This window comes from Aeromonas sp. ASNIH2 (assembly GCF_002934795.1).
Lineage (GTDB): Bacteria > Pseudomonadota > Gammaproteobacteria > Enterobacterales > Aeromonadaceae > Aeromonas > Aeromonas caviae.
Map to the genome: position 1 here is coordinate 1,375,001 of NZ_CP026406.1, position 23,634 is coordinate 1,398,634.

The 23,634-nt window shown below is 64.1% G+C and carries 24 protein-coding genes (1 of these 24 running past the window's edge); 14 read left to right on the plus strand and 10 right to left on the minus strand.

All coding sequences use genetic code 11. From position 1 onward, the window contains the following. Positions 1 to 448: the 5' portion of a DUF6776 family protein gene (locus C3F36_RS06235; RefSeq protein WP_043155743.1), read on the minus strand. Its footprint begins 245 nt before the window's first position; the window shows 448 of its 693 coding nt (coding positions 1–448); the start codon lies at positions 446 to 448; its stop codon lies off the left edge, out of view. A gap of 87 nt (positions 449 to 535) precedes the next feature. Beyond that, on the minus strand, positions 536 to 1,930 hold the full coding sequence (clcA, locus tag C3F36_RS06240) for a H(+)/Cl(-) exchange transporter ClcA (protein ID WP_104454713.1): 1,395 nt from the start codon (positions 1,928 to 1,930) through the stop codon (positions 536 to 538). A 209-nt stretch (positions 1,931 to 2,139) separates the two neighbouring features. Here clcA and hemL point away from each other — a divergent pair, with 209 nt between their 5' ends. Both hemL and C3F36_RS06250 read left to right on the plus strand, forming a co-directional pair. After that, positions 2,140 to 3,426, plus strand: a complete 1,287-nt coding sequence (gene hemL, locus C3F36_RS06245; RefSeq protein ID WP_104454714.1) for a glutamate-1-semialdehyde 2,1-aminomutase — start codon at positions 2,140 to 2,142, stop codon at positions 3,424 to 3,426. Between the two features lie 199 nt (positions 3,427 to 3,625). Next, positions 3,626 to 4,438, plus strand: coding sequence for a hypothetical protein (locus C3F36_RS06250; RefSeq protein WP_039040860.1), 813 nt, complete (start codon positions 3,626 to 3,628; stop codon positions 4,436 to 4,438). Between the two features lie 46 nt (positions 4,439 to 4,484). On the opposite strand, the gene C3F36_RS06255 is transcribed toward C3F36_RS06250, so the two are convergent. Both C3F36_RS06255 and C3F36_RS06260 read right to left on the minus strand, forming a co-directional pair. After that, positions 4,485 to 5,387: a sulfite exporter TauE/SafE family protein gene (locus tag C3F36_RS06255; protein WP_104454715.1), complete on the minus strand. Its 903-nt coding sequence runs from the start codon at positions 5,385 to 5,387 to the stop codon at positions 4,485 to 4,487. Between the two features lie 259 nt (positions 5,388 to 5,646). After that, positions 5,647 to 6,330 (minus strand): phosphatase PAP2 family protein, encoded by a 684-nt coding sequence (locus tag C3F36_RS06260; RefSeq protein WP_010675560.1) that lies wholly within the window; start codon positions 6,328 to 6,330, stop codon positions 5,647 to 5,649. Positions 6,331 to 6,532: 202 nt separating this feature from the next. Between C3F36_RS06260 and C3F36_RS06265 the strand changes: the two genes are divergently transcribed. Next, positions 6,533 to 7,048 (plus strand): DUF2937 family protein, encoded by a 516-nt coding sequence (locus C3F36_RS06265; RefSeq protein ID WP_104454716.1) that lies wholly within the window; start codon positions 6,533 to 6,535, stop codon positions 7,046 to 7,048. 42 nt (positions 7,049 to 7,090) lie between these two features. On the opposite strand, the gene C3F36_RS06270 is transcribed toward C3F36_RS06265, so the two are convergent. Continuing rightward, positions 7,091 to 7,972, minus strand: coding sequence for a LysR family transcriptional regulator (locus tag C3F36_RS06270; RefSeq protein ID WP_104454717.1), 882 nt, complete (start codon positions 7,970 to 7,972; stop codon positions 7,091 to 7,093). A gap of 157 nt (positions 7,973 to 8,129) precedes the next feature. On the opposite strand from C3F36_RS06270, the gene C3F36_RS06275 reads away from it, so the two are divergent. After that, complete coding sequence (locus C3F36_RS06275) at positions 8,130 to 8,522, plus strand: DMT family transporter (RefSeq protein WP_045521922.1); 393 nt, start codon at positions 8,130 to 8,132, stop codon at positions 8,520 to 8,522. Then, complete coding sequence (locus C3F36_RS06280) at positions 8,510 to 8,824, plus strand: SMR family transporter (RefSeq protein WP_104454718.1); 315 nt, start codon at positions 8,510 to 8,512, stop codon at positions 8,822 to 8,824. Before C3F36_RS06275 ends, C3F36_RS06280 begins: the two co-directional genes overlap by 13 nt. 89 nt (positions 8,825 to 8,913) lie before the next feature. On the opposite strand, the gene gloA2 is transcribed toward C3F36_RS06280, so the two are convergent. The 3 genes from gloA2 to hrpB all read right to left on the minus strand — a co-directional run bounded on the left by gloA2 (position 8,914) and on the right by hrpB (position 14,255). Further along, entirely contained in the window at positions 8,914 to 9,315 is a 402-nt protein-coding gene (gene gloA2, locus C3F36_RS06285) for an SMU1112c/YaeR family gloxylase I-like metalloprotein (RefSeq protein WP_104454719.1), read from the minus strand. Positions 9,316 to 9,357: 42 nt separating this feature from the next. Beyond that, positions 9,358 to 11,679, minus strand: a complete 2,322-nt coding sequence (mrcB, locus tag C3F36_RS06290; RefSeq protein WP_104454720.1) for a penicillin-binding protein 1B — start codon at positions 11,677 to 11,679, stop codon at positions 9,358 to 9,360. Positions 11,680 to 11,801: 122 nt separating this feature from the next. Continuing rightward, positions 11,802 to 14,255, minus strand: coding sequence for an ATP-dependent helicase HrpB (gene hrpB, locus C3F36_RS06295; protein ID WP_104454721.1), 2,454 nt, complete (start codon positions 14,253 to 14,255; stop codon positions 11,802 to 11,804). A 184-nt stretch (positions 14,256 to 14,439) separates the two neighbouring features. On the opposite strand from hrpB, the gene thpR reads away from it, so the two are divergent. From thpR to C3F36_RS06340, 9 genes are all read left to right on the plus strand, one after another. After that, a complete protein-coding gene (gene thpR / locus C3F36_RS06300) occupies positions 14,440 to 14,985 on the plus strand; it encodes an RNA 2',3'-cyclic phosphodiesterase (RefSeq protein ID WP_039040852.1) in 546 nt (181 codons plus the stop codon). Continuing rightward, positions 14,982 to 15,725 (plus strand): DNA/RNA nuclease SfsA, encoded by a 744-nt coding sequence (sfsA, locus tag C3F36_RS06305; protein ID WP_010675569.1) that lies wholly within the window; start codon positions 14,982 to 14,984, stop codon positions 15,723 to 15,725. Before thpR ends, sfsA begins: the two co-directional genes overlap by 4 nt. A 119-nt stretch (positions 15,726 to 15,844) precedes the next feature. Further along, the gene (dksA, locus tag C3F36_RS06310) at positions 15,845 to 16,294 is read left to right on the plus strand and encodes an RNA polymerase-binding protein DksA (protein WP_029314801.1); all 450 of its coding nucleotides are present in this window, start codon (positions 15,845 to 15,847) and stop codon (positions 16,292 to 16,294) included. A gap of 109 nt (positions 16,295 to 16,403) precedes the next feature. Next, on the plus strand, positions 16,404 to 17,306 hold the full coding sequence (gene gluQRS, locus C3F36_RS06315) for a tRNA glutamyl-Q(34) synthetase GluQRS (RefSeq protein ID WP_104454722.1): 903 nt from the start codon (positions 16,404 to 16,406) through the stop codon (positions 17,304 to 17,306). 415 nt (positions 17,307 to 17,721) lie between these two features. Continuing rightward, on the plus strand, positions 17,722 to 19,212 hold the full coding sequence (pcnB, locus tag C3F36_RS06320) for a polynucleotide adenylyltransferase PcnB (protein WP_104454723.1): 1,491 nt from the start codon (positions 17,722 to 17,724) through the stop codon (positions 19,210 to 19,212). A 10-nt stretch (positions 19,213 to 19,222) separates the two neighbouring features. Beyond that, positions 19,223 to 19,720, plus strand: a complete 498-nt coding sequence (gene folK, locus C3F36_RS06325; RefSeq protein ID WP_104454724.1) for a 2-amino-4-hydroxy-6-hydroxymethyldihydropteridine diphosphokinase — start codon at positions 19,223 to 19,225, stop codon at positions 19,718 to 19,720. Positions 19,721 to 19,740: 20 nt separating this feature from the next. Next, the gene (panB, locus tag C3F36_RS06330; protein ID WP_104454725.1) at positions 19,741 to 20,535 is read left to right on the plus strand and encodes a 3-methyl-2-oxobutanoate hydroxymethyltransferase; all 795 of its coding nucleotides are present in this window, start codon (positions 19,741 to 19,743) and stop codon (positions 20,533 to 20,535) included. Between the two features lie 96 nt (positions 20,536 to 20,631). Further along, positions 20,632 to 21,486, plus strand: coding sequence for a pantoate--beta-alanine ligase (panC, locus tag C3F36_RS06335; protein WP_010675575.1), 855 nt, complete (start codon positions 20,632 to 20,634; stop codon positions 21,484 to 21,486). A 20-nt stretch (positions 21,487 to 21,506) separates the two neighbouring features. Further along, positions 21,507 to 21,854 (plus strand): putative quinol monooxygenase, encoded by a 348-nt coding sequence (locus C3F36_RS06340; protein WP_104454726.1) that lies wholly within the window; start codon positions 21,507 to 21,509, stop codon positions 21,852 to 21,854. Positions 21,855 to 21,914: 60 nt separating this feature from the next. On the opposite strand, the gene C3F36_RS06345 is transcribed toward C3F36_RS06340, so the two are convergent. Together C3F36_RS06345 and C3F36_RS06350 are read right to left on the minus strand one after the other, a co-directional pair. Further along, entirely contained in the window at positions 21,915 to 22,688 is a 774-nt protein-coding gene (locus tag C3F36_RS06345) for an ABC transporter permease (protein WP_010675577.1), read from the minus strand. Then, entirely contained in the window at positions 22,685 to 23,602 is a 918-nt protein-coding gene (locus C3F36_RS06350; protein WP_045521939.1) for an ABC transporter ATP-binding protein, read from the minus strand. The genes C3F36_RS06345 and C3F36_RS06350 overlap by 4 nt, the downstream gene beginning before the upstream one ends. Between the last annotated feature and the right edge of the window lie 32 nt (positions 23,603 to 23,634).

Below are 23,634 nucleotides of genomic sequence, written 5' to 3' on the forward strand. Positions count from 1 at the left end.
CCAGACTGCCTTCGAGCCGGATCTGCACCTGCCCCCGAAACAGCTCCCGCTTCTTGGCGGGTTGTGTGAGCGCCAGACGATAGTGGTAGCGACCCGGCACACTCGTCTCCTGCAATGTTAGATTGTCGATGGATACCCCCACCTGTTCGCCGGTGGGACGCATGATGCGTTCGAAGAAGGCGAGCTGACGCTTCTGCTCCTGTACCTGGGCTTCCTGATCCTTGAGCGTCTGCTGAAGTTGCTCGAAAGCGGCCTTCTGGGTCGCCAGCAGGGTCTCCCTGACGCCGAGATCCGTCTTCAGTTGTGCAATGGCCTTGCTCTGACGCTCCAACGTCTCTTGCTGCACCGTCATCAGGCTGCTCTGAGCCAGCTCCTGTCTGTTCCCGACGACATAACCGATACATGCCCCCACAGCCAGCACCACCAATAACTTCACGATTTGGGACATAAGGCCTCTTCTATATGCCGACATCAACACAGCCGGTTTCTTTTCACTATACGCGACCATGCCGGATTGATACGGATAAACAAAGAGTTAACCGGTCGCGATGCTGCTTTCACCCCGGTTTTGACGCGCAGCAAGCCGTAAAGTTCGCTCCAGGATCTGAGAATAGATGGGACGCCCCCCCAACCATTGCGCCACCAGGGTTGCCCCTATGGTGGTGATCATCATGGGCAGGATCAGCTGATAGTTGTCTGTCATCTCTGTCACCAGCACGATGCCGGTAATGGGGGCACGCACGGTGGCGGCGAAGAGCGCCCCCATGCCGGCGATGGCAAAGGCACCCGGTTCGATGCCGAGATCGGGAAATGCAGAGTGGAACAGGTGACCAAAGATCACCCCGAACAGGGTGCCCAGCGCCAGGGTCGGCGCAAAGACACCACCAGGGGCCCCCGAGCAAAAGCAGATGAGGGTACCCACCAGTCGCACCGAGAAGATGATGAAGAGGGTCGCCACCGCATAGTCTCCCCCCGTCAGATGCGAGATGAGCTCGATTCCCCCTCCAGTGACCGAAGGGGCGAACAGCGACAGCATGCCAAAGGTTCCAGCCACCCCCATGCCGATGATGACGAAGCGGTGGCGCTTGTTCTGATGCAATGCCAGGTAACCATCCTGACAGGCGAGCACCAGCTTGTTGAAGACGAACCCCAGCACACCAAAGCAGCCCCCCATGAAGAGAAACAGCCAGAGCGCCTTCAAGGCCGGAGCGTCGTAGTGGGGCAGCATGATGACGGGGGATTGCCCTTTCATGTTCTGCAGCATCAGGGTCGCCATGACGGCCGAAATCCCGACCGCCTTGATGGCGAGGAAGGAGTAGCGAAATTGCGGTCGCATCTCTTCCATGACAAACAGTATCCCTGCCAGCGGGGCATTGAAGGCCGCAGCGAGACCACCCGCCGCACCGGCAGCCAGCAGGGCATGGCCATGCTCCTTGGGCAACCGGAAGATATCCACCACCATCTTGCCGAGGTTGCCCCCTATCTGCACCGAGGGCCCCTCCCGCCCCAGCACCATGCCGGAACTCAGGGTACAGACCCCGCCAAAAAACTTCACCGGCAACACCCGCCACCAGCGTACCGGGCGCAGGTCGTCCATGGCCCCTTCAATTTCCGGGATACCGGATCCCCCTGCCTCTGGGGCAAAGGCATGAGTGAGGAAATAGCCGACCAACCCCAGCAGGGCGCTGAAACCAAAGCCGAGCAGGCCGAGCTGCCACCAGGGGCGATCGGCCAGCAAGTCGACACGCTGCTGGGCCAGCCAGTGAACGCAAGACTCGAACAGTCCGCACACCAAGCCTGCCAGCAGGCCGACCAGGGCCGCCAGCAGGAGCACCAGCAGCGGCATCTTGTCCCGCCGTATCAGACGCTGCAAGACTGGAGGACGACGCAGCGAGGCCGCGTCGGCGGAAGGAATGGCTTGTTGCTCCATGGATAATCACGCTCATCTAACGAGGACCAGACACACCTCGGCCTCGGCTGCCCAGCTCTGGGCCTTTCTGCTATAGTCGGCCCGTTTCATGTATCACGGGCGAGAGTCCGGGGCGAGAGCGCAAAGCATACTCCTCCCGCCATCCCCTGCCGAGCCGCAATCGGCAGCCTGCGCCCGGGTAACGACCAAAATCCCATTAAGGATGATCCATGTCAAAATCAGATCAGCTGTTTGAACAGGCCCGCCAGACCATTCCCGGTGGCGTCAACTCACCGGTCCGCGCCTTCAACGGGGTCGGCGGCACACCCCGCTTCATCGATCACGCCGATGGCGCCTACCTCTATGACGTGGACGGCCAGGCCTATGTGGATTACATCGGCTCCTGGGGCCCCATGCTGCTCGGTCACAACCACCCGGCCATCAAGGCCGCTGTCATCAAGGCGGTGGAAAAAGGGCTGAGCTACGGTGCCCCGACCGAGATCGAAGTGCTGATGGCCGAGAAGGTGCGCCAGATCGTCCCCTCCATGGAGCAGGTACGGATGGTCAACTCCGGCACCGAGGCGACCATGAGCGCCATCCGGCTGGCCCGCGGCTATACCGGCCGCGACAAGATAGTCAAATTCGAAGGCTGCTACCACGGCCACGCCGACTCCCTGCTGGTCAAGGCTGGCTCCGGTGCCCTCACCCTGGGTCAGCCCAACAGCCCGGGCGTACCGGCCGATTTCGCCAAACACACGCTCACCTGTGTCTTTAACGATCTGGACTCGGTGCGCGAAGCCTTCACCCAGTACGGCAGCGAGATCGCCTGTATCATCGTCGAGCCGGTCGCTGGCAACATGAACTGCATCCCGCCGGTGCCCGGCTTCCTGCAAGGGCTGCGCGCCATTTGTGACGAGTTCGGCGCCCTGCTGATCCTGGATGAGGTGATGACCGGCTTTCGCGTCTCCCTGCGCGGTGCCCAGGGTCACTACAACATCGATCCGGATCTCACCACCCTCGGCAAGATCATCGGTGCCGGCATGCCGGTAGGCGCCTTCGGCGGCAAGAAGAAGGTGATGCAGCACATCGCCCCGACCGGCCCCGTCTATCAGGCTGGTACCCTCTCCGGCAACCCGGTGGCCATGGCCGCCGGCCTCACCATGCTGGACCTGCTGCTGGAGCCGGGCCTCTATGAGCAGCTGAGCACCAAGACCGCCCGTGTCGCCGAGGGGCTGAAAGCCGCCGCCGCCAGGCACGGCATCCCGCTTGCCATCAACTACGTGGGCGGCATGTTCGGCTTCTTCTTCACCGACGAGCCCGAGATCACCCGCTACGAGCAGGTGACCCGCTGCGACATGGAACGCTTCAAGCGCTTCTACCATCTGATGCTGGAAGAGGGTGTCTATCTGGCTCCGAGCGCCTACGAGGCGGGCTTCCTGTCGCTTGCCCACGGCGACAAGGAGATTGAACACACTCTGGCGGCCGCCGAGCGCAGCTTCGCCAAGCTGGCTGGCTGACAAGCAGCAAGATGTGCAGAGGGCCCCGATGGGGCCCTTTTTTGTTTGCTCGTCCCGACAAGGCACCGTAGTGGTGCATCTTTAAGTCCCTCACCGGAACCTTGCCACCTGCTGGTGCGCCGCGCCGTACACGGGCTGTCATAAATCGGGCCCACAATTTGCAGGCCCCTGCTCAGGAGCCCATTGGACCGAGGTGTATATGGCAGAGATGAGCCCCATCGATGTGCTGCGGCGCTATCAGGAGTACGAAACCGAGCTGGCCCCCCTGCTGCTGGGGCTGCTCACCCTCCCCGAGGCGTCTCTCAAGACCTATGCCTTCGTCGAGGAGGTGAAGAGCCTGGCCCCCCAGATCAGGCCAGCCATACTGGCGCCCGTTCCGGCGGCCCAGGGGCAGCTGCGCCTGCTGGTGCAGGGCCATGGCCGGGAGCTGGAGATCAACCTGCACCAGCTGATCGCCTGGCTGATGGGGGACAGGGAGCGGCGGCGCGCCATTCCCTGGTTCAGGGCCGTCTACGTCGTCCTGAGTCTGGCCCTGTTTCTCATCGTCGGCACCCTCATCTGGCACGGGCTGGAACAGCTCTATCTGCTCCTGTGCGGCACCCAGCAGAACCGGCTGGGGGCCTTCAGCGCCATCATCTTCCTCACGCTCGCCCTGGCGGTGTTCGATCTCGGCAAGACCATCCTCGAAGAGGAGGTGCTGCTGCATAAGGACATCTTCCGCCACAGCGCCATCCGGCGCACCATTACCCGCTTTATCGCCGCCATCCTGATCGCGGTCTCCATCGAGGGGTTGCTGCTGCTGTTCAAGGGATCCCTCGGCCAGAGCGAACTGCTCTGGCCTGCGGTGGGGGTGATGGGGTGCGCCGTGGGGTTGCTGCTGGCGCTGGGGCTCTATGTGTTTCTCGGTGCCAGGGCGGAAGCCGCACTGGTCGCCTCCAGCCAGCAGACCGCCCACCCGGAGGGGGCTGCCAGAGGCATCAGAAGACGCGCCAGGACCGGGCGAGCGGGATGACATACCAACGCGGGGCGCCCGTGCAGGCGGGCCTCGCCGACGCCAGCTAGCTCGTCGCCTCTGCCAGCGCGGGCGCTGGCTGTCGCCGCGCCGCCCGCCAGGAGGCGTACATGGTCCAGGAGGTATAGATGACGATGAAGGCCACCAGCCATTTGAGCATCTGCATCTCCATGGATTTGACCAGCATGGCCGCCAGCACCACGCCGATGGGGCCGAAGATGGCCACCGCCAGCACGGCCCGCGCATCGAAAGCCCCCTTGCGGATGAAAGTCCCCGCCGAGAAGACGCTGAGCACGGCGGTGGATCCCATCATGATGGGGAAGGCCACCAGCGGGTTCATGCCGAGCAGATAGACCAGGGTCATGCAGGGGGCGAACAGGCCGATACCGACGTTCATCAGGGCTCCGAACAGGAAGTTGCCGGCAAGGGCGATCCCCAGCTTGTAACCGCTCAGCCCCATGGCCTCGCCACCGAGGGGGAAGAGCCCGAGCAGGCCGGCAAAGATGAGACCGGCGACCACCAGCAGGGAGACCGCCATCACCAGCCGGATGGTCTGGCGATCAAAGGAGGCCACGTAACGGGCGCCCCAGGCCGCACCGGCCGCCGCAGCCGCCATCATGCTGATGAGGGTGACGGGATCCACGTTGACCACGCCGATGAAGATGAGAGCCTGGGTCACGGTCGGCAGCACGCACTGGCCGTTGAGGGTACCGGGCAGCACCCGATCATCGATCAGCCCGAACTGCTTGTAGCAGGCGGTCTTCACCGCAAAGCTCCCCACCCCCAGGGTATCGAGAAAATTGGCCACAAAACCGATGGCCGCCACCGGCCAGAAAGGGGTGGCTTCGAGCTGGCCATGACGCCGTTTGTGCCACCAGGCACGGACCAGCATAACGAGAAAGACCAGGGCACAACCGATAAACAAGAGACGCAGAAAAGTGACAAGCATGGGGAGACCTCCAACAACGGGCGGCGATTCTAAGGCAGCGGAGGGAAAAAATCCTGGCCAGGATCATGAGACGACGGGAGCAAACGTTTGGCCGCGACTATTTTGGCTGGCAGAACCCGAATGGGGCTATCCATACTGATTGGGAGGGCGACAGCCCGGGCTCATCGGGCGTAGTCCTGGTCATTTCGCGACGACCACAGCACCGGTGAGGCGTAAACGAAAGAAGGCGGGGTGACCCGCCTTCTTTTTTCATTCTTCGTCAGGCAATCCAGCGTGGCAGCCGGGGAGCCAGGCGGTCGATCAGGCGATCCGACACGGGAGTGAGCAACAGCAGCGGCAGGCAGATCAGGGAGAGGCAAAGAGCGCCCACATAGACGTCCGTCATCCAGTGCGCACCAGCCAGGATGCGGGGAGCCGAAAACAGGGGCACCATCACCACCGCAACCACCCCGGCCCAGCGCGGCAGATAGCGCAGGGCAAAACCGGCGAAGATCATCAGGAAGAGGGCGTGATCACCGGGGAAGCTGTCACCGGCGGAGTCCTTGGTGGGAATCGCACTGATCTCGGTCAGGCGCAATGCTCCGTCCACCATCAAGGTGGGGCTGGGACGGCTGACCGGCAACAGATGCCCGAGCTGATTGATCACCAGGGCCCCCAGCAGCATCACGACCCCCATGGCCACCAGACGACGGCGCTCCTGCCCGTCGGCACGGAAGAAGCAACTGGCGAGGATCCCGCCCATGCAGGCCAGCGCGGCCAGATCGAACAGGCGGTTGTTGGTGATGGCCACCAGATCGGCCCAACGGGGGGAGTGGCCAATCCAGCCATTGACCAACTGGAAGAGGGCGAGATCCCACCCATCCCAAGGGCCGTGCTCAGGCAGGGCGCCCCAACTGAAGGCGATGAGGCCCCCGGCCAGATAGAAAGGAATGAACTTGCTCATGCCGACGTGTCCTTCGAAAAACGCTCATTCTAGGCCAGCCGCAAGATGACTTGCATCACAAAAGTGTAAGAATTCGTGTAACAAAGGTATTCCATCGGCTCTTCTTTTGGCGCCGCCGACCGGGTGGGCAAGCGCGTCCCCTCCTTGGCTCTCCCACCGGTTGCGGCTAGTATGGGCGCTCCCTTCGTTCAGGATGATGATGATGCGCAGCTACCTTCGCATGATGTTGTTTGCCCTCGGTTTGCTGGCAGGTGTACAGATCCCCGGGCTGGTCGATCTCTACTTCCAGCGGCTGGATGCCCGGCTGCAGCAGGCCGGTCTGGCGCTGGCCCCCTTCCAGCACACGGCGGACCAGCACTTCAATGGCGATCTGCAGGCGCTGGTCGCCCATTACGGTGCCAGCCAGGATCCCGTCTTCACCCAGGATGCCACCAGCCTCCAGCAACTGGTGAACCAGCAGCAGCACCTTCAGGGGGAGATCGCCGTGCGGGAGAGTCCCTGGTACCAGCAGCTCTCCCACCTGTTGCTGCGCGCCGATCCCGCCCTCTGGCAGGATACCCTGCACAACTACGGCTATGTGGTCCCCCTCAAACAGGCCGCCATTTTCTGCGGCGTGGCGGCGGGTCTGCTGGCCTCCCTGGCGGGGGATCTGCTGCTCGGCCTCCTGCTGCTGCCATTTCGCTCCCGCCAGCGCGTCCCCCGTCACGGCCTGCACTGATCCCCTCTCACTGCCAACCGGGGTGCCCGCCCCGGTTGGCGGCTACTCGAAGGGTTCGAGATAGGCTTCTATGGCCTTCTTCAGCCAGGCCAGCACCTTGCCGTGATGGGCGTTCTTCGACAGATAGACTCCGTAATCGCGCCACTGCAGGCTGAACTTGTGCTTCAGGGTCAGCAGCTCCCCCTGGCGCAGCTGGCTCTGGATAAGGGGTGAAGGCAGCACCGCCCAGCCCAGACCATCCAGCACCGCATCCCGCATCAGTTCGAAACTCGACAACCCGATATGCTGCCCTCCGATGGGCAGCAGGCTCTTGACCGAAAACGCGTCCACATAGGAGAGAGTGACCTGAGTGTGATCGGTCAGATCCTGCTGCAACACCCGCTTCAGCCCAGCCAGCGGGTGGCTTGGCGCGACCACCATCAGGGTGCGGATCGGGTTGAGCACGTCGATGCAAAGACCGCTGCGCTCCTGTTCCTCGGTGATGAGGCCGAAGGCGGCATCCACGAACCCCTCTTCCACCAGGGCCGGTAGCTCCGGCGGTGAGGCCAGCACCAGGGAGATGCTGGTGCCCGGAAACTGGCGACGCAGCGCCCCCAGCATCTCGCGCCATACCACCTCGGGAATGGCGTCGTCCCGGGCTACCCGCAGCGCCACCTCGGCACCGGAGGCATGGTGCTCGCACTTGAGCTTCAGGCTGTTGGCGGCCTGCAACAGCCGCCGACAGTCGTCCAGCACTTGCTCGCCGATTTCGGTCAGTCGGCTCTGGTTCGCCCCTCGTTCGAAAAGTTCGACGCCAAGCTCCACTTCCAGGGTTGCAATCGCCGAGCTCACGGCGCTGCGACTCTTGCCAAGTCGTCTGGCGGCATTGGCTATCGAACCACTGTCTGCTGTTTCTACAAAGAGTTGTATCTGATTTAGCTTCATGACTTCAAACTGGCGGCAGATTATTCCATCACCACCTTATCCCCTGGTCCGCCCCCAAGGCAAACAAGCAGCGACAGCTTTCTCGACGCTCAGCGATAACCTTGCCCGTTTCGGGTGCCGTTATCCTCTCTTCGTCGCAGCAACAGAAGGAAACTGCATGTCATCCCGTCCCCTGCTTTTGGCCCGCCTCTTCCTGACGGGGGCCATCCTGACCGAGGTCGCCGGCACCTCCTCCATGGCCCTGATCCCAAAGAGCGAGAGCGGCTGGATCCACTATCTGCCGATGTGGCTCCTCATCACCCTCTCCTACCTGCTGCTCGCCAAGGCCGCCAGGACAATCTCCATTGGTATCGCGTTTGCGCTGTGGGAAGGGCTGGGGATCGCCCTCATCACCGCCGTCTCCGTCCTGTTCCTCGGCTACGAGCTGAGCATCCAGGAGTGGATCGGACTGGCGCTGGCCATAGTGGGGATTGTCATGGTGACCCTGGGCGAGACCCATGATGCACCAGCCCCCACCCGCCAGAGGAGGGAAGCCCCATGCACCCGTTGAACATCGTACTGGGCGCCGCCCTGCTGGATATCGGCGCCAACATGGCAATCAACCGCTCCATCGGTTTTCGTGACAAGGGGTGGGGCGTCCTCGGCATTCTGCTGGTGCTCTGTGCCTTCACTCTGCTCAGCGAGGCGGTCAGTACCGGCAAGATCGATCTGGCCGTGGCCTATGCCACCTGGGGCGCCATCGGCATTCTGGGCACCGCCATCGGGGGCCTGCTGCTGTTCGGCGAGCGCCTCAGACCCGTCGGCTGGCTCGGCATGGTGGTGATGGCGGTCGCCCTGCTGACCACAGCATGATCCCCTCTCCAGCCCCATGAAAAAAGCCGCCCTGTTCCCAGGGCGGCCTTTTCATGGTCAAACCGATCATCCAGATTGCTGCAGGCAGCCTAACTCGCTGCCTCGTACAGCTCCAGCGGCAGGCCGTCGGGGTCGGCGAAGAAGGTAAAGCGCTTGCCGGTCAGCTCGTCCACCCGCACCGGCTCCACTTCCACCCCGTGCTGCTCCAGGTGGGCGATGACCCGGTCGAGATCCGCCACCCGAAACGCCAGGTGGCGCAACCCGCACGCCTCCGGCCGGGAGGGGCGCGGTGGCGGCGCCGGGAAGCTGAACAGCTCCAGCTGGCTGCCGTCCGGCAGCGCCAGATCCAGCTTCCACGACTGACGCTCGGCCCGCAGGGTCTCGGCAATGATGGGCAACCCCAGCACCTGGTGATAGAAGTGGCGCGAGCGCGGATAGTCGCTGGCGATGATGGCCACGTGATGGATGGCCTCAAACAGGGGATGGGTCATGGCAATCCTTGCAAAACGGGCAGCCTGCGCTGCCCGTCTTCGTCAGTTGAAGAAACCGTTGAACCAGTTGTCCAGGGCATTCGCCGGGTCCGAGACCGGGCTGGCACAGCTCATGGGCTCGGCCAGATCGGCCAGCTTGGCCGGCACCTGGAGACTGCCGGGACAATCGCTGGCCACCCGGGCACCGCTCGAGCGGGAGAAGTTGGCCCAGCTCACTCCTTCGGGCATCTTCAGCCCCAGGCTGTTGACCCCTCGCTGGCTCATGTAGCCGCTGAACAGCTGCAAGGCGCCACTGGCACCGGTCAAGCCGGCCGGGGTGTTGTCGTCACGGCCGACCCAGACGCTCACCAACTCGTTGTTGTCCATCCCGGCAAACCAGGAGTCACGCAGCTCGTTGGTGGTACCGGTCTTGGCGGCCATGGTGGCCCCGGGGAACTTGGCACCGAGCGCACGGGCCGTCCCCTGGCTCACCGTCTTGGTCATGGCGAACAGAGTCAGCCAGCTTGCCTGGGGATCCGTCACTCGCTTGGCCGCTTCGTCATGCTGGTAGAGCTGGCGCCCCTCGCCATTCACCACGGCCCGGATGGCCGACAGGGGCTGGGTCAACCCCTGGTTGGCAATGGGCAGGTACATCTGGTTCACCTCCATGGGCGAGAGCGCCACCGCCCCCAGCACCAGGGACGGATAGGGCTGGATCTCCTGCTGCACCCCCAGCTTGTGCAGGGTGTCCACCACCTTGTCCAGGCCTATCTGCATCCCGAGGTTGACGGTCGGCACGTTGAGGGAGCTGGCGAGCGCCTCCATCAGGGGCACGCTCTGGCGGAACTTGCGGTCGTAGTTCTGCGGCGTCCAGATCTGGCCATCCTGGCCGCGAATCCGGATCGGCTGATCTTTAAGCGGCGTGCCAAGGGTCAGGCCGTTGGAGAGGCCGGTCAGGTAGACCGCCGGTTTGACCAGGGAGCCAATCTGACGGCGGGCATCCAGCGCCCGGTTGAAGCCGGCGTAGCGGGGATCCCGTCCCCCCACCATGGCGACCACCTCGCCCTTGTGCCAGTCGGAGACCACCATGGCCGCCTCCAGCTTCTTCTTGCCACGCTGCTTCTCGATGGTGGCCAGACCCGACTCCACCGCCTGCTCGGCGGCGTGCTGGGCGATGGGATCCAGACTGGTGAAGATCTTGAGGCCGGACTGCTTGAGCAGATCCGGGCCGAAGCGGTTCTGGATCTCCCGCTTGAGCAGCCCCATGAAGGCCGGAGTACGGCCATAGCTCATCTGGCCGCGGGCGATGATGCCAAGGGGCTGCTTGCTGGCCAGGTCATACTCGGCCTGGGTCAGGCTGCCGTGATCCGCCAGCAGTTTCAGCACCAGATCCCGGCGCGCCTTGGCCCGGTCCGGGAAGCGCCAGGGATCGTAATAGGAGGGGCCCTTCACCATGCCCACCAGCAGGGCCACCTGATCGATGTCCAGCTCGTTGACCGGAATGCCGAAGTAGAAGTAGGAGGCGAGCCCGAAGCCGTAGACCCCCTGGGAGAAGTTCTGCCCCAGATAGACCTCGTTGAGGTAGGCCTCCAGGATCTCGTCCTTGCTGTAGCGGTAGTCGATGAGCACCGCCATGTAGGCTTCCTGCAGTTTGCGCCACAGGCTGCGCTCACGGGTCAGGAAGAAGTTCTTGGCGAGCTGCTGGGTGAGCGTGCTGCCCCCCTGCACGGTGCGCCCCGCCAGCAGGTTGGCAGCCATGGCGCGCATGATGGCCACCGGCGAAACGCCGCCGTGCTGGTAGAAGTCCCTGTCTTCCGTGGTGAGCAGCGTCACCAGCAGGCTGTCCGGCACCTCGGAGAGGCGTACCAGCAGGCGGTCTTCCCGATCCTCGGTGTTAAGGCGATCGAGCAGCACCGGGTCCATCTGGGCATAGCCGAGCTGGCGCTGGTTCTCCAGGGACTGGATCCCCTCGAGGCGCGCCCCGTTGAAGGTGAGGCGCAGGCCACGGGCACCGTCGGCACCGTCGTGGAACTCGAACGGCCGGCGCACCAGCTCGATGCGATTGCCGCTCACCGCGTACTCACCCGGGGTATGGGGCTGACGCACCTGCTTGTAGCTCAGCATGTTGAGCTCGCGCAGCATCTGGGTCTGGGAGAGCCGCTGGCTGGGATAGAGCTCCAGCGGGCGGCTGTAGACCATCACCGGCAACTGCCACTTCTCCCCGTCGAAGCGCTCGCGCACCTTGGTGTCGAGATAGATGCCAAACACCACCATGAAGGCCGCCACCACCAGAGAGAGCTTGAAGCCCAGCCAGAACAGGGTGCGCCAGATAGTGCGTTTGGGCGCCGCCTTCTTGGGCGTGCGCTTGCGTCGTTGGGTTGCCATAAATCCTCTTGTCGTTCTCCTCGCCATCCCGCTGATGCGAGCGGCCTGCGATGCCTGTTGTGGAGGGGGCTGTGCCACCGCCATCTTGTTCTGGTCGTGCCGACCGATCACTGCCCCGTCGGCTACTCCTGCAATCCCATCTTCTTCTTGGTCACCCGGGTCGGCATCGCCTCCAGCGGGTTGTCCGGCCAGTAGTGACGGGGGTAGCGCCCCTTCATCTCTTTTTTCACCTGCTCATAGGATCCCGCCCAGAAGGCGGCGAGATCCGCGGTGATCTGCAAGGGGCGCTGGGCCGGGGAGAGCAGCTCCACCACCAGGGGCACCCGGCCATCGGCCACGCATGGGGTGGCACCCAGCCCGAACATCTCCTGGATGCGCACCGGGATCGCCGGCGCCTGACCCGGCTGGTAGCGGATCCGCACCCGGCTGCCGGTCGGTGCGGTGAAGTGGCTCGGCAGCGCCTCGTCCAGCCGCCTTGGCAGGGGCCAGGGCAGAGACTGGCGCAGGATGTCGCTCATGTCGAGCCGCTTCAACTGCTCCAGCCGGGTCATGCCGCTCACCGCCGGCAGCAGCCACTGCTCGAGGTCGGCCAGCAGGCTCTCCTCATCCATGGCGGGCCAGGCTTCGTCGGGCAGCCAGTCGCGGGCGCAGCGCAAGCGGGCCAGCAGCCCCTCGCTGCTCTCGTCCCAGGGCAGCACGTGCAGCCCCTTGCGCCGAATGCCTTGCAGCAGGCAGCGCCCCTTCTGTTCATCGGAGAGATCCGTCAGCGGCCGCTGGCCGAGCACCAGCTCGCCGAGCACCTGCTGGCGCTCCGCACGCACCCGTTCCTCCCGATCGTCCCAGTCGAACCACTGGCGCTCGCCGACCAGCTCGGGCAGCTGGCGCACCAACTCATCCAGCGCCACCGGCTCGGCGATGAAGATGCGGCTGCCGCGCTCGTTCTGACCCATTTCGACGGCCACGATGGCCCCCTGCCCCTGGCAGGGATGTCCTTCTACCAGATCGCAGCTCACCCCGCCACTGAGCTGATAGCGGCTGCCACTGCGCAGCTTGCCGATGCGATCGGGCCAGGCGAGGGCGCACAGCAACCCCAGCCATTGACCCTGCGGGCTGCTTGCCCGCACGCCGAGCCGCTCGAACCAGCGGGCCGCCCCCTGGCGCAGGGCGCCCTGACGGCGGTGGAACAGCACGGACAGGCGCTCCGATCCTCGCAGATCTTCTTCCAGCAGCGCCACCAGGAAAGCCGCATCGGCGACAATCCCTGTCAGACCCTCGGATTCCAGCTCCCGGGCCCGCAGCAACATGCGGGCGAGGCGGGGATGGGTGCCGAAGGCCGCCATGGCACGGCCTGCCGGGGTAAGTTGTTGCTCACCTTCCGGGGCCATGGCGCCCAGGGCCACCAGCAACCGCCGGCCGCTGGCCACGGCGGCAGGAGGCGGCATGTCCAGCAGGGGCAGCGCCTCCACCCGGGCCCCCCACTGGGCGGCGTCCATCAGCAGGCCGGTGAGCTCTTGCGTCAGGATGTCGGGGGGACTCTGCTCGGCGAGGCGCTCCTGCACCTCGCAGCTCCAGAGCCGGTAGCAGACGCCGGGGCCAAGCCGCCCTGCCCGCCCCGCCCGCTGGGTGGCGGAGGCTTTGGCGATGGGCCGGGTCTCCAGCCGGGTGACGCCGCTCTTGATATCGAAGGTGGCGCGCCGCTCCAGCCCGCTGTCGATGACCACGGAGATCCCCTCGATGGTGAGGGAGGTCTCCGCCACGTTGGTGGTGAGCACCAGCTTGCGACGACCCGCAGGCGCAGGCTCGATGGCCGCTTGCTGGGCCGCGAGGTCAAGACGGCCATAGAGGGGAGCCAGGGTCACATCCCCTGGCAACCGCCCTTCCAGCCACTGTGCCAGCCGCTCTATCTCCCCCTGTCCCGGCAGGAACACCAGGGCACTGCCAGCCTGACTGGCGAGCGCCTCCAGCACCACGGCGCCAACCTGGGGCTCCAGCCACTGCTGGCGATTGGCGGGGCGATAGTGGTACTCGATGGGAAAGCCGCGCCCCTCGGAGCGCACCACGGGGGCACCTGGCAGCAGGCGCTCCAGGGCCATGCCATCCAGGGTGGCGGACATCACCAGCAGCTTGAGATCATCGCGCAACCCCTGCTGGCTTTCGATGGCGAAGGCCAGCGCGGTATCGGCGTGCAGGCTGCGCTCGTGGAACTCGTCAAAGATGACGAGCGACACGCCGGTGAGCTCAGGATCCTGCTGCAGCATCCGGGTCAGCACCCCCTCGGTCACGATCTCGAGCCGGGTCTGGCTGCTGGTGCGGCTCTCCCCGCGCACACGCAGGCCGATGCGCTCGCCCACCTTCTCCCCCAGCTGACGCGCGAGGAAGCTCGCGATGTTGCGCGCCGCAAGGCGCCTGGGCTCCAGCATGATGATGCGCCCGGGCAGCCGGTGCTGGCGCACCAGCTCCAGGGGCAGCAGGGTCGATTTGCCCGCGCCGGGGGGTGCCTGCAGGATCACGCTGGTATGGTTGTCGAGGGCTGCAAAGAGTTCGGGCAACACCGGGACGATGGGGAGGGAAGACAAAGCGATGGGCACCTTCTGTGACACTCCTGAAAAGGGGTCCATTCTGCCACAGCCTCCCGGCCATCGTAAGCGCCCCTGCCGGGCAGGGGCAGGAAGCGTCAGGTGCAACACGGCAAGACATCCCGGGAGCGGCTGCCATAGAATGGCCCTTATCCGATGCCCATCACGAGGACCGACACGCCGCATGCCCAAACTCTTCTTTGCCCTGCCACTGCCAGAGCTTGCCCCCGAGCTTGCGACCTGGCGAGACCAGCGCCCCTGGCCCGGCCAGCCGGTGCCCGAGAGCAACCTGCACCTGACCCTGGCCTTTCTCGGGGAGGCCGACGAAACGACCCAGGCTCGCCTGATCGCGGCCGCCGAGCGACAGCACTGCCCCCCTTTCAGCGTCCATCTGGATCAGACCGGCTGGTTTCAGCGCGCCAAAGCCGCCTGGGTGGGACCCGGTGAGTGGCCGAACGAGCTGACCGTGCTCGCGAGGGCGCTGCGCCGCCACGGAGAAAAACTCGGGCTGGGCAACGGCGAGCAGGGCTATCGCCCCCACGTCACCCTGTCGCGCAAGGCGGGCGAGGCCCCCGGCGAGCTGCCTGCACCGGATTTTCTGCTCAGGGCCGATCGCTTCTGCCTCTATCAATCCGTCAGCACGCCGGACGGCGTCCACTACGAACCGCTCGCCTGCTGGCCCCTGCGGGCCCGCGTCAAAAACCCGCACCGCGAGGAGCTCACCCCATGATCTTCGATCCCCCCCTGCAGTCCGGGCAGCTGATCTCCCGCTACAAGCGCTTTCTGACGGATGTCGCGCTCGACAACGGCGAGGTGATCACCATCCACTGCGCCAATACCGGTGCCATGACCGGCTGCGCCCTGCCGGGCACCCGGGTCTGGTACTCCACATCCGACAACCCCAAGCGCAAGCTGCCAAACAGTTGGGAAATCGCCGAGAGCCCGGCGGGTCACTTCATCTGCGTCAACACCGCCCGTGCCAACCAGATCGCCCGAGAGCTCATCGAACAGGGCGCTCTCGCCCCCCTGGCAGGCTATGCCAGGCTGCGCACCGAAGTGAAATACGGGGAAGAGAACAGCCGCATCGACCTGCTGCTGGAAGATGACCACAGGCCGGATTGTTACATCGAGGTGAAATCCGTCACCCTGCTCGACGAGCGGGAGCAACCCGGCATGGGGTACTTCCCCGATGCGGTCACCACCCGCGGTGCCAAGCACTTGCGTGAATTGATGGCCATGAAGGCGGCAGGGCACCGGGCCGTGCTGCTGTTCATGGTATTGCACTCCGGCATCGCGAGAATGCGCCCTGCAGCCCATATCGATCCGCACTATAGTCAGCTTGTTGAACAGGCGATGGCGGCAGGGGTTGAAATTTTATGCTATCGCCCCCATGTTGGGGTGCAGGGCATGGTGGCTCAGGATTTTATCCCATTTGAATCTGACCATATGCTACCCGAGGGCAGAGAATAAATGCAGAAGTGGGTAACATTATTGATAAGGCTTGTTTGCCTCCCGTTGACCCTTCTGCTATAGATGTCGCCCTCAATTTATGGATGGCACGGGTAGCGTGCTGAATTAGGAGACAGGGCATGCCAACAGGCGAAAACAGGAAATCTCTGGGCCCCCTGGCCATTGCGGGTGTAGAGCCTTACCAGATGAAAGCCGGTGAGGAGTACATGAATGACCAACAGAAGGTACATTTTCGCAAGATCCTGGGAGCCTGGCGCAACCAACTGATGCAGGAAGTTGACCGCACCGTCGACCACATGAAGGATGAGGCTGCCAACTTCCCGGATCCCGTGGATCGCGCCGCGCAAGAAGAAGAGTTTGCTCTCGAACTGCGCACCCGCGACCGTGAACGCAAGCTGATCAAGAAGATCGAGAAAACCTTGCTGCTGCTCGAAGAAGATGACTTCGGTTATTGCGAGCATTGCGGCATCGAGATCGGCATCCGCCGTCTGGAAGCCCGTCCGACCGCAGACCTCTGCGTGGACTGCAAGACGCTGGCCGAGATCAAGGAAAAACAGATGGCTGGCTGATGCCGCCCATCCACAGGAACGAAAAGGGAGCCCAGGCTCCCTTTTTTATTGAGCTTTTGGTCGGGCCGTCCCAGAATGCAGCCTCAATGCATCGCCTACCCGAATTGCCATGGTCATGACATCCCCCCCCTCCCGACGCCCCTATGTGGGCCGCTTCGCCCCCTCACCGTCCGGTCCGCTCCACTTCGGCTCCCTGGTCGCCGCCCTTGGCAGCTTCTTGCAGGCCAGGGCGCAGCAGGGACGCTGGCTGGTGCGCATCGAAGACATCGACCCCCCGCGGGAGATGCCGGGAGCGGCTGACCTTATCCTCACCACCCTGGAGGCACACGGTCTTGGCTGGGATGGGGAGGTGATGTTCCAGAGCGCGCGCCATGGCCGCTATGACGAGATCATCGATCAGCTCTATCGGGCCGGGGATCTCTACTGGTGCCGCTGTACCCGGCGCGAAATCATGGCCGCAGGGGGGTTCTACAACGGCCATTGCCGCGCCCTGGGGCTGACCGCCGAGGGGTGTGCCGCCCGTTTGCGCCAGCACCACCCGGTCTATCGGTTCGAGGATGCGCTTCAGGGAGAGATCACCGTCCCCGCGGCGCTGGCGGAGGAGGACTTCATCGTGCGCCGCCGGGACGGGCTCTACGCCTACAACCTGGCGGTGGTCGTAGATGACATGGACAGCGGCATCACCGAGATCGTCCGCGGCGCCGATCTGCTGGAACCCACGGTGCGCCAGATTGCCCTCTACCAGACTCTGGGGGCAGAGGTGCCCGCCTGGGTGCACTTGCCGCTGGCGGTGCAAGCGGATGGCAACAAGCTCTCCAAGCAGAACCATGCGCCGGCGCTGTCGCAGGACGAGGTACGACCGGCCCTGTGGCAGGCGCTGCACTTTCTCGGTCAGTGCCCGCCGCCCGAGCTGATGGCGAGCCGGATCGACGAGATCATCGGCTGGGGCATCACCCACTGGCAGCTGGCCCGGGTGCCCGCCAGCGAGAAGATCCCCCTGGCAGGCGGCTAACACTGGCGACCAACCGACTGTCATCTCTCCCAAAAAGTGGCGAAGTCCGGAGCGGGCAACGGCCTCTGGAGGCAAAAAAGAGCGGCCCACGGACGCGGTGCAGAGGCTGAGGGTTCGGTATAAGGTCAAACAGGGTCATTTTCCGAAAAACCATAAAATAAATTTATAGTGGCCGGGCACGCGTCATCGCCGTCTCGTTGCGGGGCCGACAGACACAAAAAGGGCAATGAACCGCTATTTTTGGCGGCAACCCTGATTCACTCCTGCTCCATTGCCAGCACGGTTTTTCATTTGGTCAGGGGTGAGCGATGGCAATGGACCGCTATTTTTGGCGGCAATCCTGATTCAAACCGGATCAATTGCCAGCACGGTTTTTCATTTGGTTAGGCGTGAGCTATGATAGGCCGCTATTTTTTTGGCCTCCCGTCAATTTGAAGTCATAACGAGGTGTACCATTTTTTCCCAGATCGCAAACTTTTGCCGCAAAGTGCTCGGCAAGGAAGACGGCGAGCAGTCGGTGGAGTCCCCCATTCCGGCCCGTGTCGCCGGACAGCGCCGTACCTTGAGCCGTGACCAGCACCCGATTTCGCGCAAAGAGATCAGCGAGAATGCCCTCAAGGTGCTCTATCGCCTGAACAAGGGGGGCTATGAGGCCTACCTGGTCGGCGGCGGCGTCCGTGACCTGCTGCTCGGGAAGACCCCCAAGGATTTCGACATCGCCACCGACGCGACGCCGGAGCAGATCAAGGCGCTGTTCAGCAACTGCCGCCTCATCGGCCGCCGTTTCCGCCTGGCCCACATCGTCTTTGGTCGTGACGTGATCGAAGTGGCCACCTTCCGGGGTCACCACCATCAGGTCAATACCAGCAAGCATGTGTCGGCCCAGTCCGATGAAGGCATGCTGGTGCGGGACAACGTCTACGGCACCATCGAAGAGGATGCCGAGCGTCGCGACTTTACCGTCAACGCTCTCTACTACAGCGCCAAGGATTTCACCCTGCACGATTTCGAGGGTGGGCTGGAAGACCTGGCCGCGCGTAGACTGGAGCTCATCGGCGACCCCGAGACCCGCTACCGGGAAGATCCGGTGCGGATGCTGCGTGCCGTGCGCTTCGCCGCCAAGCTCGACATGACCATCAGCCCGCGCACCGCCGCGCCCATCCGGGAGCTGGCCCCGCTGCTGCAGGACATCCCGGCCGCCCGCCTGTTCGAGGAGACCCTCAAGTTGTTCCTGGCGGGAGACGGTCTGGCCACCTACAAGCTGCTGCGGGAATACGGGCTGTTCCAGCCGCTGTTCCCCCAGGTAGCCGCCCTGTTCACGCCCCACGGCAACTCGCCCTACGAGCAGTTCATCGAGCAGGCGCTGATGGACACCGATACCCGGGTCCGTGAAGAGAAGCGCGTCACTCCCGCCTTCCTCTACGCCACCCTGCTGTGGGGTGCCGTCGAGGCCCGCGGCCGCGTGCTGGAAAACGAGAGCGGCCTGCCCTGGTACGATGCCTTCATGCTGGCCATCAACGAGGTGCTGGACAACCAGGTGCGGATCATCGCCGTGCCACGCCGCTTCACCACGGACGTGCGCGACATCTGGGCCCTACAACAGCGCCTGACCCGCCGCCAGGGCAAGCACCCCGAGCGCGCCATGGAGCACCCGAAATTCCGTGCGGCCTTCGACTTCCTGTTGCTGCGCAACCGGGTCGAGCGCGGTCTCGGCGAGCTGGCGAGCTGGTGGGAGCGCTATGTGGCCTCCAACCCGGATGTGCGCCCGCAACTGCAACGGGAGGCGACCCGCCGCCCGGCGAGCGGCGAGCGCGCCGACTCCCGCAGCGGTGATGGCGAGAAGCGCAGCGGCAATGGCCGCAACCGCCGTCGCCCCCGTCGCCGCAAGCCGAAGTCTGCAGAGTAAGGATCCGCCGATGATCGAGGTCTTCGTCGCCATCGGCTCCAACCTCGCCGACCCCCTCGGCCAGGCTCGTCGCGCCATCGCCGCGCTGGCGACCCTGCCCGAGTCCGAGCTGCGGCAGACCTCCAGCCTTTACGGCAGCCGCCCCATGGGCCCTGCGGATCAGCCGGACTACGTCAATGCCGTGGCGCGCCTTGCCACCCGCCTCAGCCCTCTGGCGCTGCTGGACGAGCTGCAGCGCATCGAGCAGGCACAGGGGCGAGTGCGCAAGGATGAGCGCTGGGGCCCCCGGACCCTGGATCTCGATCTGCTGCTGTACGGCGACGAGGTCATCCGGCATGAGCGCCTGACGGTGCCTCACTATGGCATGAAGGAGCGGGAGTTCGTCCTGCTGCCCCTTGCCGAGATAGCCCCCTCCCTGGTGCTGCCCTGCGGCACCCCGCTCACCGAACTGGTTGCCCGCTGCCCGCGCAATGGACTCGCGATCCTGGCCGGTGCAGCAGGCGAGTAGAGAAGAGTAGGAACAACGTAATGAGCAAGATCACCATTACCCACCTGCAGAAGATGAAGCAGGACGGACAGAAAATCACCGCCATCACCGCCTATGACGCCACCTTCGCCAAGCTGTTCGACGACGAGGGCGCCCAGGTGCTGCTCATCGGCGACTCCCTCGGCATGGTATTGCAGGGCGGAGACGACACCCTGGCGGTCAGCATGGACGAGATGGTCTATCACACCCGCTGCGTGGTGCGCGGTACCACCAATGCCCTGGTGGTGACCGACATGCCGTTCATGAGCTACGCCACCCCGGAGCAGACCTACCAGAACGCGGCGCGCCTGATGGCGGCCGGTGCCCGCATGGTGAAGATGGAAGGGGGGGACTGGCTGTGCGACTCCATCCGCCACCTGACCCGTAACGGGGTGCCGGTGTGCGGCCATCTCGGCCTGACCCCGCAATCCGTCCACGTGTTTGGCGGCTTCAAGGTGCAGGGGCGCGACGAATTCCACGCCCAGGAGATCTACCGCCAGGCACTGGAGCTGCAAGCGGCCGGCATCCAGTTGCTGGTGCTCGAGTGCGTGCCCGTCTCTCTGGCAGAGCGCATCACCAAGGCGCTGCGCATTCCGGTGATCGGCATCGGTGCCGGCCCTGCCACCGATGGCCAGATCCTGGTGATGCACGATGCCTTCGGCATCACCTCGGGTTATGTGCCCAAGTTCACCAAGAACTTCCTGGCCGAGACCGGTGACATGCGTGCCGCCATTCGTCTCTACGTGCAGCAGGTGAGCGAGGGGGCCTTCCCCGGCCCCGAGCACTGCTTCAACTGACTTTCTGTCGTCATGAGCGCGGGGGCCTGTGCCCCCGTCTTGCCCTCCCCCCTGACGACCCCCTCTTTTATTGATTCATCTGAAGGTGAACTGACGATGTTGGTTGTGAACAATCCCGCCGCGCTGCGCGAGCAGATCGGTCAATGGCATCGCGAAGGCCGCGCCATCGCATTCGTGCCCACCATGGGCAATCTGCATCAGGGTCATCTCACCCTGGTCGAGGAGGCCCGCCGCCATGGCGACAAGGTGGTGGTCAGCATCTTTGTGAACCCCTTGCAGTTCGACAAGGCCGAGGATCTCGCCAACTACCCCCGCACCCTGGAGCAGGATTGCGCCGCCCTGGAGGCCGCCGGTGTGGACCTGGTCTTCACCCCGACGCCGGAGATCATGTATCCCCAGGGGCTCGCCAGCCAGACCTTCGTCGAGGTGCCCGGCATCTCCAGCCTGCTGGAAGGGGCGCTGCGTCCGGGGCATTTTCGCGGGGTCAGTACCGTGGTCACCAAGCTGTTCAATCTGGTACAACCGAACGTGGCCTGCTTTGGCGAGAAGGATTACCAGCAGCTCGCGCTCATTCGCAAGATGGTGGCCGACATGGCCATGCCCATCGAGATCGTGGGCGTGCCGACCGTGCGGGCCGAAGACGGGCTGGCCCTCTCTTCGCGCAACGGCTATCTGACCGCTGCCGAACGGGCCATCGCCCCCGAGCTCGCGCGCACCATGAACTGGATTGCCGAGCAGATTGAAGCGGGGAACAGTCACCTCCCCTCCCTGGTTGCCCAGGCCAGCCAACGCCTCGACAACGCGGGATTCAGGACGGATGCCATCGACATCGTCGATGCCGACACCCTGGAATCCGCCAGCGCCGAGAGCCAGCGCCTGGTGATCCTGATGGCCGCCTATCTGGGCAAGGCCCGCCTCATCGACAACCGGGTCGTCGCCCTGCGGGGTTGAGACACGGCAAGGAGACCACGATGTCCAAGAAGGTTTACTGCATCGCCCAGTTCCAGCCCAAGCCGGGCCAGGAGCAGGCCCTGTTCCGCGTCCTGCAAGGGCTCGAACCTGACACCCTGCGTGAAGATGGCTGCCTGCAGTACATCGTCACCCGCCATATCCAGAGCCCCTTTGCCAAGGGGGAGAGCTTCCCCATCGTCTTCAACGAGATCTGGCGCGACATGGCGAGCTTCGAGGCCCACTGCCAGCGCGCCGGTATCAAGGCCTTCTTCGAGCGCTACTGCCTCGCGGATGATGGCCTCGCGGCCAAGTGGAACGTCTGCGTCTACAGCGACGAGCCCGCGGACTACGATGCCCCGGCCCTCTGAGGCCGAAACGTGCAAATAAAAAGGCGCCCGAGGGCGCCTTTTTGCTGGCGGGTGTGCGCCTCAGTGGCGCAGACCGGTGCCGCGGGAGATGAGCCACCAGGCCATCCCGTAGAGCACCAGGATGAAGCCGATGATGATGAGATAGGCGGTGCCGAGGGGCACGTCGGAGATCCCGAGGAAGCCGTAGCGGAACGCGTTCACCATGTAGATGATGGGGTTCACCTGGGAAACCCCCTGCCAGAACGGCGGCAGCAGGGTGATGGAGTAGAAGACGCCCCCCAGATAGGTCAGGGGAGTCAGGATGAAGGTCGGGATGATGCTGATGTCATCGAACGACTTCGCGAACACCGCGTTGATGAGCCCCCCCAGGGAGAAGAGGATGGAGGTGAGCAGCACGGTCACGCAGACGCTGAACAGGTGATGGATCTGCAGCGGCACGAAGAACAGCGACACCAGGGTGACGATGAGGCCGACACAGAGGCCGCGCGCCACGCCACCGCCCACATACCCCGCGATGATGATGTAGTTGGGCACCGGCGCCACCAGCAGTTCCTCCACGTTGCGCTGGAACTTGGCGCTGTAGAAGGAGGAGGCGACGTTGGAGTAGGAGTTGGTGATGACCGACATCATGATGAGGCCGGGCACGATGAACTCCATGTAGCTGAAGCCCCCCATGTCACCGATGCGCGAGCCGATGAGGTTGCCGAAGATGACGAAGTAGAGGCTCATGGTGATGGCGGGCGGCACCAGGGTCTGGATCCAGATCCGGGTGAAGCGGCTCACTTCCTTGGCCAGAATGCTCTTGAAGGCGATGTAATAGGTCATGGGGTTCATGCTTTGCGACCCTCCTCTACCAGATTGACGAACAGCTCTTCCAGCCGGTTCGCCTTGTTGCGCATGCTGAGCACCTTCACCCCCTGGGCGGAGAGCTGCTCGAACAGGCTGTTGAGGGACTGGCTCTTCTCCAGCTCCACTTCCAGGGTGTTCTCATCCTGCATCCGGCCGTTGAACTCGGGCAGGGCCGGTACGCTGGAGCCCGGCACCAGATCCAGCAGGAAGGTCTCGCGACCCAGCTTGCCGAGCAGGCTCTTCATGCTGGTGTTCTCGATGAGGCGGCCCTTGTCGATGATGCCGATGTTGCGGCACAGCATCTCGGCCTCTTCTAAGTAGTGGGTGGTCAGGATGATGGTCACCCCCTGCTCGTTGAGATCCTTGAGGAAACTCCACATGGAACGGCGGATCTCGATGTCCACCCCGGCGGTCGGCTCATCCAGGATCAGCAGTTTGGGCTCATGCATCAGGGCGCGGGCGATCATCAACCGGCGCTTCATGCCACCGGAGAGAGTGCGGGCGGCCATGTCGCGCTTGTCCCACAGATCGAGCTGGCGCAGGTACTTCTCGGCGCGCACCTTGGCCTCGGCCCGCGGCACTCCATAGAAACCAGCCTGGTGAGTCACTATCTGGCTCACCTTCTCGAACTGGCTGAAGTTGAACTCCTGGGGCACCAGGCCGAGCTGGGACTTGGCTAGCTCCAGATCGGTATCGATGTCATGACCGAATACCTTCACCTTGCCGGCACTCTTGTTGACCAGTGAGCTGATCACGCCGATGGTGGTGGATTTGCCCGCCCCGTTGGGACCGAGCAGGGCGAAGAAATCCCCCTGTTTGACGGTGAGATCGATGCCCTTGAGGGCTTCGACGCCCCCCTGATAGGTCTTCTTCAGACCGCTGATTTCCAATGCGTTCATTGCAACCCCTGTGATGGATGAGCCCATCTCGA

Bases quoted from the DNA above. Each gene is read 5' to 3' on its own strand.
- clcA (WP_104454713.1), bottom strand. From the start codon at position 1,930: ATGGAGCAACAAGCCATTCCTTCCGCCGACGCGGCCTCGCTGCGTCGT.
- hemL (WP_104454714.1), top strand. From the start codon at position 2,140: ATGTCAAAATCAGATCAGCTGTTTGAACAGGCCCGCCAGACCATTCCC.
- C3F36_RS06250 (WP_039040860.1), top strand. From the start codon at position 3,626: ATGGCAGAGATGAGCCCCATCGATGTGCTGCGGCGCTATCAGGAGTAC.
- C3F36_RS06255 (WP_104454715.1), bottom strand. From the start codon at position 5,387: ATGCTTGTCACTTTTCTGCGTCTCTTGTTTATCGGTTGTGCCCTGGTC.
- C3F36_RS06260 (WP_010675560.1), bottom strand. From the start codon at position 6,330: ATGAGCAAGTTCATTCCTTTCTATCTGGCCGGGGGCCTCATCGCCTTC.
- C3F36_RS06265 (WP_104454716.1), top strand. From the start codon at position 6,533: ATGCGCAGCTACCTTCGCATGATGTTGTTTGCCCTCGGTTTGCTGGCA.
- C3F36_RS06270 (WP_104454717.1), bottom strand. From the start codon at position 7,972: ATGAAGCTAAATCAGATACAACTCTTTGTAGAAACAGCAGACAGTGGT.
- C3F36_RS06275 (WP_045521922.1), top strand. From the start codon at position 8,130: ATGTCATCCCGTCCCCTGCTTTTGGCCCGCCTCTTCCTGACGGGGGCC.
- C3F36_RS06280 (WP_104454718.1), top strand. From the start codon at position 8,510: ATGCACCCGTTGAACATCGTACTGGGCGCCGCCCTGCTGGATATCGGC.
- gloA2 (WP_104454719.1), bottom strand. From the start codon at position 9,315: ATGACCCATCCCCTGTTTGAGGCCATCCATCACGTGGCCATCATCGCC.
- mrcB (WP_104454720.1), bottom strand. From the start codon at position 11,679: ATGGCAACCCAACGACGCAAGCGCACGCCCAAGAAGGCGGCGCCCAAA.
- thpR (WP_039040852.1), top strand. From the start codon at position 14,440: ATGCCCAAACTCTTCTTTGCCCTGCCACTGCCAGAGCTTGCCCCCGAG.
- sfsA (WP_010675569.1), top strand. From the start codon at position 14,982: ATGATCTTCGATCCCCCCCTGCAGTCCGGGCAGCTGATCTCCCGCTAC.
- dksA (WP_029314801.1), top strand. From the start codon at position 15,845: ATGCCAACAGGCGAAAACAGGAAATCTCTGGGCCCCCTGGCCATTGCG.
- gluQRS (WP_104454722.1), top strand. From the start codon at position 16,404: ATGGTCATGACATCCCCCCCCTCCCGACGCCCCTATGTGGGCCGCTTC.
- folK (WP_104454724.1), top strand. From the start codon at position 19,223: ATGATCGAGGTCTTCGTCGCCATCGGCTCCAACCTCGCCGACCCCCTC.
- panB (WP_104454725.1), top strand. From the start codon at position 19,741: ATGAGCAAGATCACCATTACCCACCTGCAGAAGATGAAGCAGGACGGA.
- panC (WP_010675575.1), top strand. From the start codon at position 20,632: ATGTTGGTTGTGAACAATCCCGCCGCGCTGCGCGAGCAGATCGGTCAA.
- C3F36_RS06340 (WP_104454726.1), top strand. From the start codon at position 21,507: ATGTCCAAGAAGGTTTACTGCATCGCCCAGTTCCAGCCCAAGCCGGGC.
- C3F36_RS06345 (WP_010675577.1), bottom strand. From the start codon at position 22,688: ATGAACCCCATGACCTATTACATCGCCTTCAAGAGCATTCTGGCCAAG.
- C3F36_RS06350 (WP_045521939.1), bottom strand. From the start codon at position 23,602: ATGAACGCATTGGAAATCAGCGGTCTGAAGAAGACCTATCAGGGGGGC.